The organism is Streptomyces acidiscabies, from assembly GCF_020010905.1.
Taxonomy (GTDB): Bacteria; Actinomycetota; Actinomycetes; order Streptomycetales; family Streptomycetaceae; genus Streptomyces; species Streptomyces acidiscabies.
In genome coordinates, this window is the sequence record NZ_JAGJBY010000001.1 from 5,517,107 (window position 1) to 5,526,262 (window position 9,156).

Annotated in this window: 12 protein-coding genes; 5 read left to right on the plus strand and 7 right to left on the minus strand. The window is 70.2% G+C overall.

What is annotated here, in order from left to right:
* Positions 1–14 precede the first annotated feature (14 nt).
* Entirely contained in the window at positions 15–572 is a 558-nt protein-coding gene (locus tag J8M50_RS49760; protein ID WP_306045216.1) for an MmyB family transcriptional regulator, read from the plus strand.
* A gap of 131 nt (positions 573–703) precedes the next feature.
* Positions 704–1,471, plus strand: coding sequence for an SDR family NAD(P)-dependent oxidoreductase (locus J8M50_RS25115; protein WP_010360749.1), 768 nt, complete (start codon positions 704–706; stop codon positions 1,469–1,471).
* Here the strand turns inward: J8M50_RS25115 and J8M50_RS25120 are convergent.
* The 3 genes from J8M50_RS25120 to J8M50_RS49255 form a co-directional block, all read right to left on the minus strand.
* Positions 1,464–2,201, minus strand: coding sequence for a hypothetical protein (locus J8M50_RS25120; protein ID WP_141655674.1), 738 nt, complete (start codon positions 2,199–2,201; stop codon positions 1,464–1,466). The two genes, J8M50_RS25115 and J8M50_RS25120, sit on opposite strands and share 8 nt — an antisense overlap.
* Positions 2,202–2,240: 39 nt before the next feature.
* Positions 2,241–2,879, minus strand: coding sequence for a polyprenyl diphosphate synthase (uppS, locus tag J8M50_RS25125; RefSeq protein WP_010360751.1), 639 nt, complete (start codon positions 2,877–2,879; stop codon positions 2,241–2,243).
* 189 nt (positions 2,880–3,068) lie between these two features.
* A complete protein-coding gene (locus J8M50_RS49255; protein ID WP_256725321.1) occupies positions 3,069–3,194 on the minus strand; it encodes a hypothetical protein in 126 nt (41 codons plus the stop codon).
* Between J8M50_RS49255 and J8M50_RS25130 the strand changes: the two genes are divergently transcribed.
* Positions 3,193–3,393 carry a hypothetical protein gene (locus J8M50_RS25130; protein WP_141655675.1) on the plus strand — a complete coding sequence of 67 codons (201 nt, stop codon included), beginning with the start codon at positions 3,193–3,195 and terminating at the stop codon, positions 3,391–3,393. The two genes, J8M50_RS49255 and J8M50_RS25130, sit on opposite strands and share 2 nt — an antisense overlap.
* A 28-nt stretch (positions 3,394–3,421) precedes the next feature.
* Here the strand turns inward: J8M50_RS25130 and J8M50_RS25135 are convergent, their stop codons facing one another.
* Positions 3,422–4,045, minus strand: coding sequence for a TetR family transcriptional regulator (locus tag J8M50_RS25135; RefSeq protein WP_010360754.1), 624 nt, complete (start codon positions 4,043–4,045; stop codon positions 3,422–3,424).
* A 224-nt stretch (positions 4,046–4,269) separates the two neighbouring features.
* Here J8M50_RS25135 and J8M50_RS25140 point away from each other — a divergent pair, with 224 nt between their 5' ends.
* Complete coding sequence (locus J8M50_RS25140; RefSeq protein ID WP_010360756.1) at positions 4,270–5,358, plus strand: alkene reductase; 1,089 nt, start codon at positions 4,270–4,272, stop codon at positions 5,356–5,358.
* A 92-nt stretch (positions 5,359–5,450) separates the two neighbouring features.
* Here J8M50_RS25140 and J8M50_RS49765 read toward each other — a convergent pair whose 3' ends face one another.
* Positions 5,451–5,642, minus strand: a complete 192-nt coding sequence (locus J8M50_RS49765; RefSeq protein ID WP_010360757.1) for a winged helix-turn-helix transcriptional regulator — start codon at positions 5,640–5,642, stop codon at positions 5,451–5,453.
* Positions 5,643–5,683: 41 nt separating this feature from the next.
* Between J8M50_RS49765 and J8M50_RS25150 the strand changes: the two genes are divergently transcribed.
* Positions 5,684–5,968, plus strand: coding sequence for a nuclear transport factor 2 family protein (locus J8M50_RS25150; RefSeq protein WP_010360758.1), 285 nt, complete (start codon positions 5,684–5,686; stop codon positions 5,966–5,968).
* Positions 5,969–6,049: 81 nt separating this feature from the next.
* Here the strand turns inward: J8M50_RS25150 and J8M50_RS25155 are convergent, their stop codons facing one another.
* Complete coding sequence (locus J8M50_RS25155) at positions 6,050–8,002, minus strand: Stk1 family PASTA domain-containing Ser/Thr kinase (protein ID WP_010360759.1); 1,953 nt, start codon at positions 8,000–8,002, stop codon at positions 6,050–6,052.
* Between the two features lie 223 nt (positions 8,003–8,225).
* Positions 8,226–8,867 carry a TetR/AcrR family transcriptional regulator gene (locus J8M50_RS25160; protein WP_010360760.1) on the minus strand — a complete coding sequence of 214 codons (642 nt, stop codon included), beginning with the start codon at positions 8,865–8,867 and terminating at the stop codon, positions 8,226–8,228.
* Positions 8,868–9,156 lie beyond the last annotated feature (289 nt).

Here is a 9,156-nt window from a genome sequence, read left to right on the forward strand (position 1 = left end):
CCAAGCGAACGGCTGTGCGGTCCAGCGTGCTGCGGATCATCGAGGGGCTGCACGACCAGCCTGCCTATGTGCGCAACAACCGCCTGGACATCCTCGCGGCCAACCCGCTGGCCCGTGCCCTGCACGCCCCGGTCTTCGAGTACGAGTCGCCCAACACCTGCCGGTTCGTATTCCTCGACCCGCGCGCCCCGAGCCTCTACCTCGACTGGGAGCGGGTGGCCCGCAACGGGGTCGGTGTGCTACGCGTCGAGGCGGCCAGATACCCCTACGACCGGGAGCTGCGCAGCCTGATCGGTGAGCTGTCCATGCGCAGCGACGCCTTCCGCGGAATGTGGGGCGAGCAGGACGTGCACACCTATACCAAGGGCACCAAGAGGTTCCTGCACCCGGCGGTGGGCGAGCTGGCACTCACCCACGAAACGCTGGCCCTGCCCGGCGACGACGAACTGTCCATCGCCGTCTACAACGCCGAACCCGGCACCCCAGCCGCCGACGCACTGAAACTCCTGGCCAGCTGGGCCGTCACCCAGAACCAGGGAACAACCGCCGCGCCGGCCGACTCCGAACACTGACACCGGCGCGCCAGGGGCCACGGCCTCTGGCGACGAGGGCGCGCCCGCACATACCCCCCTGCTCCGGCGTCCGCGCACTGGACGACCGACGCCCACCACCCCTGTTCACCCCTTCTCAGAAACCCAAGGACATGACGATCAACTTCTCTTTCGACAACAAGGCTGCCCTCGTCACCGGCGCCGGTTCGGGCCTCGGGCTGGCCGCCGCCAAGGCGTTCGCAGAGGCGGGCGCCGCGGTCGCGCTCGCCGACCGGGACCTGGACGCCGTCCAGGCTGCGGCCGAGCAGCTGACGGCGGCCGGGCACCGGGCGATCGCCCTGCGCTGCGACGTGGCCGACGAATCCGACGTGGCCCGGGCCGTCGACGAGACGGTGAAGGTGTTCGGCAGTCTGGACGTGGCCTACAACAACGCCGGCATCCAGGCCCCGGTCAGCGAGACGGCGGATGCCGACGGCGACGACTTCGACCGCGTGATCGCGGTCAACCTCCGCGGTGTCTGGAACTGCATGAAGCACGAGCTGCGCCAGATGCGCGAGCAGGGCGACGGAGCGATCGTCAACTGCTCCTCCACGGGCGGCGTCGTCGGTACCGGGGGACTGGGCGCCTACACCGCTTCCAAGCACGCGGTGATCGGCCTGACCCGCAGTGCCGCGCTGGAGTACGCCACCCGCGGTATCCGCGTCAACGCGATCTGCCCGGGCGTCACCGAGACCCCCATGGTCGCCAACGCGATCGCCGAGGCGCCTGAACACATGGCGGCCATCATCGACGAGATCCCCATGAAGCGCTCCGGGAGTGTCGAGGAGATCGCCTCCGCCGTGCTGTGGCTGTCCAGCCCGGGAGCCGCCTTCACCACAGGCCAGGCACTCGTCGTCGACGGCGGCTTCACCGTCAAGTAATCACCAGCGGCGCGGTACGGCCGGGACACCGGACTCCCCTCGTGCGGCAGCCGTCCGGCGGGGACCCAGCACTTCCGGGTGCCTGACGAGGGGTCCCCAGCGTCCTGCTCTCGGCGCATTTCTTGAGGTAGCGGTCCCGCTGCGCTGCGGACCGAATGCCATGCGAGCCGATCCGCGAGCTGTTCGGCGCCGGCCTGGCGCAGGGCGGCCGGGGTCTCTTGAACACCGCCGTCAGCGTGTGATCGGCGTGCATCTCCACGGCCGTACGGGCGCTCCCGGCCGCCGTACGGCTTCCCGTCGAGCAGGCAGTCGGCGAAGACATACCCGGGCGCGGGGTGGTGACCGTGGCGGCGACGGAGCACAGCGTGTCGGGCGCGTTGTACGCGGCGACGACCGGCCCGGTGGTGTTGAAGACGGCGCCGGAGGGCTTGCCCTGGTTCAGCGCGACGCCGAGCGGCTCACCCCGGTGGACTGCGCGGCGGCAGAGCGGGGAGGTTGTCGGCGTTGCCGTCGTCCGGGATCGCGAACGCCTGGAGGGAGGCGCCGGAGACCGTGTCGTACGACGCGGGGATCTGGACCGGCGTCGTACCGACCAGCCGTGCGCGATCTGCGCCTCCATCTGCGCGGTGCCGCCGGCTTCCTGGAGGGCGAGGGGGCTGTAGCAGACGAGCTGGTCGATGACGGCGACGGAGGTGTCGACGGGGAGGGTGCCGCATCGACTCGCTGTCACGGCAGCGGCGTCGGGCCGTGTCCGTCCCGGCTGTGCCGGTCAGCCGAGTCCGCCCAGCCGCCGTTTCCGGAGCGTGTACCGCTCGACCGCTTCCCAGAGGTCCTTCCTGGTCATGTCCGGCCACGGCGTCTCGGTGAAGACCATCTCGGCGAACGGCATCTGCCACAGGAAGAAGTTCGACGTGCGGGTCTCGCCGCCGGGCCGCAGGTAGAGGTCCACGTCGGGAAGGGCGAGCTCGTTGAGGTAGCCGGCGAACAGCTTCTCGTCCACGGGGGTGTCGGCCAGGACTCCGTTGCGGGCGTCCTCGGCCACTCGGTTGACGGCGCGCAGGATCTCGTCCCGTCCGCCGTAGTTGAGGCACAGGACGAGGGTCAGCGCGTCACGGTCCCTGGTGATGTTCTCGGCGGATTCGATCTCGCGCAGGAGGAAATCGGGGAGGCCCTCCTGCGCACCCAGCCACCGCACCCGGACCCCCAGATCCCGCATCTCCTCCTTGTTCTCCTTCAGGTATGCCGCGTAGACGCCCATGAGGTCGCCGACGACCTCCTGAAGCGCCCGCGCCCCCTGCCGGTGTCCGCTGCCACGTGGCAGCCCCCGGCGCTTGGCCCATCGGCCGTTGCCGTCCGGAGTCAGCGCCACATGACGCGGCAGGAACTCTTTCGGTATGTGCGGCACCATTCCTGCCTTCTCCCTCGGGCTGCCGAGCAGTATCACCTGCGTGGAAACGGAGGGCCTCGGCGGGGTTTCCCGGACGCGTGCACATTCGGCGGCAGTACACCGAGGTCCGCCGGCCGACACTCGGCGCCGCTCTGTTTGCCGCGGTTCCCGCCGCCTGGGCCTACGCCGGTGGGCCGACTCCGCTTCAGGTCACCGATGCCGCCCATGGCGGTGGATCTGATCCACGTCCGCTTCCAGTACGTCGTACAGGCCGGCGTCGTCCCCCAGTGCCCCCAGCCCGAGAGCCACGATGATCTGCCGGTGGTGCGGCATCATGACCGGCTCTCCCTTCGCCACCAGAATCGCCCGCACCGACCGGCCCGCCACCGGCCTCCGCCTCCGTGCCGCCACGCTCACCCAACAGGCAGGCCACGTCCCCGGCCCCTGGGCGAGCGCCTGCGCGACCTCGCCGACGCCCACCACCGCACCCGTATCAGCCAGGGCGGCAGCCGTGGCTCGCTGCCCCGGTCGGTGAGCGTCGGCCGCCGGCCTTGGGCGGGCGGTTACTCCGTCAGCGCGCCCATGGCCCGATCGAGCAGGACAGCGAGGGAGACGGTGCCCTCGCAGGCCACCCACCCTCTCGCGGCTGCGTCCAGGCAGCCGAGGGCGGCTGCGACCAGCGCGGTCGGCCTGGGATCCTCCGGCCGGCCAGGACTGGCTTCCAGTCGCCTGGCGATCTCCGGCACCAGTTGTTCCTGCCACTGCAACTGCTTCTCGAAGTGCCGGGCGCGCAGTGACGGCGTCCCTTGAAGCATGCGCAGAAAGCTCAGCGTCTGCTCGGGTGCTTCCTCGTTCACCCGCACCAGGACGTCGAAGGCCCGGCGTAGCGCCACCCAGGGCCGCTCCTCGTCGGGGCGGGCGGCGAGGGCTTCCGCGACGTGCTGGCCATCGCCCTCCAGGCCGCTCAGCACGATGTCTTCCTTGGTCCCGAAGTACCGGAACAGGCTGGCGCGCGACAGACCCGCTTCGGCGGCGATCTGGTCGGCGGTCGTCCGGTCGAAGCCCTGGGAGGTGAAGAGCCGGAGCGCCACTTCGGTGACTTCCGCCCGGACTGTCGCCCGCATGCGTTCACGCAGACCGGGCGGCTTCGGCGGGGTGTGGTCGGCGGTGCTGGCGGAGTCGGTCATACGAGGAACACTACAGCCGCGACTCAACTTGAGACCCAGTCTCGACCGAGGGCCGCATCTCGCCACTTCGCTGAAATCGGACAGCGAATCATCTTGAGACTCAGTCTCAAGCGGGTGTAGAGTCTACGACGGAGGCTCCGCGGCGAACGGAGTGCTGCGAACCGGCACACCGCCAGGCTGCCGCCTGCCTCGTCAACCCGACCCACTCTCTGAAGGAACCTGCCATGACCACCGCGTTCGACCCGATCGACCTGAGCGGCAAGACACTCGCCAACCGCATCGCGATGGCGCCGATGACCCGCAGCCGCGCCGACGCTCCCGCTGCCACGGCGACGGAGCTGATGGCCACCTACTACGCCCAGCGTGCGAGCGCCGGCCTGATCGTCACCGAGGGCATACAGTCGTCGGCCGTCGGCCAGGGCTACACCAACACTCCCGGCCTGCACTCCGCCCAGCAGGTCGACGCCTGGCGGAAGGTGACCGACGCCGTCCACGCCCAGGGCGGCACGATCTTCGCGCAGCTGATGCACACCGGCCGGATCGGCCACCCCAGCCTGCTGCCCGACGGACTCGTCCCCGTCGCCCCCTCTCCCGTCGCGGCGGCGGGCCAGGTGTTCACCTACGAGGGCCCCCAGGACTACGTCACGCCGGAGGAACTGGACCAGGACGCCATCGGCCGGACGATCGCCGACTACGCCGACGCCGCACGCAACGCGATCGCCGCCGGTTTCGACGGCGTGGAGATCCACGGCGCGAACGGCTACCTGATCCACCAGTTCCTCGCCCCCAACACCAACCTGCGCACCGACTGCTGGGGAGGCGGGTCGGCGGACCGGGTCCGCTTCGGCATCGCGGTCGCCACGGCCGTCGCGGAGGCGATCGGCGGCCACCGGACCGGCTTCCGCATCTCTCCCGGCAACCCCTACAACGACATCGCCGAGAGCGACCCGGCGGACGTGCTGGAGACCTACACCACCCTGACCGCCGCGCTCGCCCGGCTGGACCTCGCCTACCTGCACCTGCTGGAGGGCCCGGACCGCGACCTGACCACCCGGCTGCGCAAGGACTGGCCGACGGCGTTCGTCCTCAACCCCTTCACCCACCCCGACACCACCGGCCCCGACGCCCTCGCCCTCATCGAGGACGGCACCGCGGACATCATCACCTTCGGCGCGCTGTTCCTGGCCAACCCCGACCTGCCCGCCCGCCTCGCGGCCGGCGGCCCCTACAACACCCCCGACGCGGCCACCTTCTACGGCGGCGACCACCGCGGCTACACCGACTACCCGGCGCTGCCCGCCGACAGCGCGTGACCTGAAAAGACGCCACCACACAGTGAGCCGGCGATCAGGACCGTCCTGCGGCACACCGCCACGGAGCACCTCTACCTCCAGGCGCTCGACAGTTACACCTCGTTCACCGAGTTCAGGTGCGGGGGAGGTCCTCTTCGGTCCAGGCGGCCATGGCGTCGAAGCTCGGTGAAGCGTTTCGGGCCGGTCAGCAGTTCCCGCACGATCAGCGTCGCCCAGGTCCCGTCCAGCACGGTCAGGAACCGGGCGATCGGACACTCCGGCAGAGGGTGATCCGGATCACTCACACCACAACCCCGCCACCGACGCGGCCTCGGGCATCGACGGCATGCGGGCGTCGATCGCCGCGGTCCGTGACGGATTCACCGACACGCAGCACCGGATTCTGTTCCAGCAGGAGCTTCCCGGCGGCTGGGTGGCCCTCCACTGGCGGATGACGGCGGTCCACACCGGAGACGCCTTCGGGTTCGCCGCCGGCGGCAACCCGGTCGACATCGACGGCAAGATCAGCGAGATCTACCACGTCGAAGAACTGCTCAAGTTGACCCAGCAGATCAGCGCTCCCGCTCCACAGGAGACAAGCCGTGTCCGCCACCCCGACCGAGTTCGCTGAGACAGTCATCGCGCACTGGAACGCCAATCGCGTCGAGGAAGCCCTGGCCCTGCTCTCCGACGATGTGCTCTACGACAATGCTCAGAGTGCCGGAATCGGGAGGACGGGAAGAAGTTGCGCCGCAGGCGAGGTTGCCGTGCCTCCGCTCGTCGCCGTGTCCCCGTCCGACGGGCTGGAGGCGTTGTCCTGGGTGACCAGGACAACGGTGCTGCCGGCGGTCACCTCGCTTCCGGCGGCGGGGGTGCTCGATGCCACCACCGCGTCGGACGCCTGGGAGTACCCGGTGGCGACGCTGACCTGGAGGCCGAGCGAGCCCAGTTCTTCCTGGACCTCCGCAAGGGTCTTGCCGACGATGTCGGAGGGGATCCGGACGGTCCGCACCGCCTTGGCGATCTTGACGTCGACGGCCGTACCGGGTTTGACCTCCTCGCCGGAGGCGATGCCCTGTTCGACCACTGTTCCGGCCTGTGAACCGCTCTCCACCTCGGTCGTGCTGCCCAGCTTGAGGCTCTGCGCGGCCAGCAGCTCGCGGGCCCGGCTCACGGTGGCACCGGAGAGGTCCGGGACGGTGGACTTCTGCGCCTCCTCGGCCACGGTGAGGGCGATCTTGGTGCCCTTCTCGGCCTGCGCCCCGCCGTCGGGGTTCTGCCTGAGGACGGTTCCGGGGTCCTCCTCGGACTCGACGCGCCGCAGCTTCACCTTGAAGCCCTTGTCCTCCATGATGCGGGACGCGTCGTCCTCGTTCTTGTCCGTGACGTCCGGCACCTCGACCTTGGGCGCACCGGTGGAGACGGTGACCGAGACGGCCTCCCCCTTGGCGATCTCGCCGTCCACGGGGCTCTGTTCGCACACGTGCCCCTTCGGCTGGTCCGTGCAGGGCTCCTGCTTCGCGACGGTGACCGTGAGGTCGACGTTGCCCGCGGTGCTCCGGGCGTCCTCCAGGGTCTGGCCGACGAGGTCGGGGACGTCGACCTTGCCGTCGCCGGGCGTACTTCGCCCGAACAGGAACCAGCCCACTGCCAGCGCCAGGACGACGACCACCAGGCTTGCCGAGGCCAGCGCGACGTTTCCTCGCCGCCGGCCCTTTTCCCTGCTGTCCGCGTCGTCGTACGGCACGTCCTGCTCCGCCGTCGGAGGTTCGGCGCCCGATATGGGCAGCCTTGTGTCGAGGTACGCCTCGATGTCGCCGAGCATGTGGTCGGCGGACCGGTGGCGACGGTCCGGGTCCTTCTCCAGGGCGCGCAGGACGATGGCGTCCACCTGAGGGCCGACCTCGGGGTTGAACAGGCTCGGCGGCCGGGGTGCCTCCTGGATGTGCTGGTACATCACCGACATCGGGGTGTCCCCCGTGAACGGCGTGCGGAAGGTGAGGAGTTCGTACAGCAGGCAGCCGGTGGAGTAGAGATCGGACCGTGCGTCGATGTCCTGGCCCATCGCCTGCTCCGGCGAGAGGTACTGGGCGGTGCCGATGACGACGGACGTCTGCGTCATGCCGGTGTCCCGCGCGTCCCGGGCGATCCCGAAGTCCATGACCTTGACCTCGCCGGCCCAGGTCAGCATGACGTTCGCCGGTTTGATGTCGCGGTGCACGATGCCGTGCTGGTGGGAGTGGGCAAGGGCGCGCAGGATCCCGGCGATCACCTCCAGGGCGCGTTCGACGGTCAGGGGCGGTCCGGAGTGCAGGGCGTCGCGCAGGGTCGTCCCGTCGACGAACTCCATGACGAGATAGGGGAGTTGTCCTCCGTACGTCAGGTCTTCGCCGGTGTCGTAGACCGCCGCGATCGCGGGGTGGTTGAGTGACGCGGTGGACGGCGCCTCGCGCCGGAACCGCTCCTGGAGGGCCGGTTCGTGGGCGAGGTCGCCGCGCAGGGTCTTCACCGCCACTCCTCGGTCGAGCCGGAGGTCGTGGGCGAGGTGCACCTCGGCCATGCCGCCGGAGCCGAGCATGCGGCGCAGCTCGTACCGGCCGCCGAGGAGGGCCGAAGGGGAACCCTGATGGGCAAGGGTCAGGTCGTCTGGTCCGCCGAAGTTCACTGCGCTTCTCCACAGAGGTCGAATGGCTGGACCGGGGCATGACACGGCAGCGCGTCATCCACGAGGCCAGGAGCACAGAAAGATAATTGCACGCTGGCGAGCAATTATGTGATCCGGAGGGGGGTGAGCCGTGAAAGGCCCGGCACGCGCGAGGGCAGCAGAGGGCGCCGCCCCGACGAGTGACGTCGGGACGGTCGAGGTATTCGGGAGGGGAAGGGGCGGTTCAGTCGCCGGTCACGGCCGACGTGACGTCCTCCGCCACGGCGCGCGCCTGCGGCTCGGGTACTCCGGCCGCGATCAGCGTGACGACGGTCACCCGCGTACCGCCGTCGTCCTCCAGTGCCCCGGCGTTGACCGCCTCCAGCAGGGCGAGCGTCATCGCCTCAAGGCCGGCGCTCAGCACGGGGGCCGGCAGATGCGTGTGGAAGACGCCGTCGCGCTGTCCGCGCTCCAGGACGGCTGTCGTCGCCGCGCGGGCCGGTGCCAGTACTTCGGCCACCCCCTCCGCGCCGAGATCGCGCTTGGCCAGCGTGAGGAGCAGGCGGTAGCGGTCTCCCACGGGCCACATCGAGAACACGATGTGGGCCAGTGCCCGTTCGGCCGGCTCGGCTCCCGCGCGCTGTGCGCCGACCGCCACCGCGGCCCCGAGCGCCTCGGAGGCTTCGTCGGCGAGGGCTTCGAGCAGAGCCGAGCGTCCGGGGAAGTGGCCGAACAGCGTCCGCCGCACGACACCGGCGGCCTGCGCCAGCTCCTCCAGCGTGATGTCGGGGTTGACGGCCAGCTCCCGCCGGGCCGTGGCCAGGATCCGCGCCCGGTTCGCCCGCGAGTTGCGGCGGAGTGGTTCACGGGCGACCGGCTTGGACATGCGGACCTCGGTGAATCGGTACGGAGAGGAGCGGGCGACGGAACAGGGGTATCCGGATTCTCGCACGGTGCCTCAGGGCGCCGGCCTTGCGTGAGCGGCTTGCCGCGCCGGGCGGGGTCCTTCACCCAGGGGGGATCACCGGCACCGCACGCTTGGGCGAAGGCATTGCTGAGCAAGCTGGATTCTTGCCCGTCGGTGTGCAAATATCTCGATGGCCCCCCCACCCTGCTCCTCTCGGAGGTGCCGATCGCCTTGGCCGTGCCGCCGGGCCCGCTCAGCAGCACCGTGA

Excerpts from the sequence above, each read along its gene's own strand:
- J8M50_RS49255 (WP_256725321.1), bottom strand. The coding sequence starts at position 3,194 with ATGATGCCGCACCACCGGCAGATCATCGTGGCTCTCGGGCTGGGGGCA.
- J8M50_RS25140 (WP_010360756.1), top strand. The coding sequence starts at position 4,270 with ATGACCACCGCGTTCGACCCGATCGACCTGAGCGGCAAGACACTCGCC.
- J8M50_RS25160 (WP_010360760.1), bottom strand. The coding sequence starts at position 8,867 with ATGTCCAAGCCGGTCGCCCGTGAACCACTCCGCCGCAACTCGCGGGCG.
- uppS (WP_010360751.1), bottom strand. The coding sequence starts at position 2,879 with ATGGTGCCGCACATACCGAAAGAGTTCCTGCCGCGTCATGTGGCGCTG.
- J8M50_RS25135 (WP_010360754.1), bottom strand. The coding sequence starts at position 4,045 with ATGACCGACTCCGCCAGCACCGCCGACCACACCCCGCCGAAGCCGCCC.
- J8M50_RS25150 (WP_010360758.1), top strand. The coding sequence starts at position 5,684 with ATGCGGGCGTCGATCGCCGCGGTCCGTGACGGATTCACCGACACGCAG.
- J8M50_RS25130 (WP_141655675.1), top strand. The coding sequence starts at position 3,193 with ATGACCGGCTCTCCCTTCGCCACCAGAATCGCCCGCACCGACCGGCCC.
- J8M50_RS25115 (WP_010360749.1), top strand. The coding sequence starts at position 704 with ATGACGATCAACTTCTCTTTCGACAACAAGGCTGCCCTCGTCACCGGC.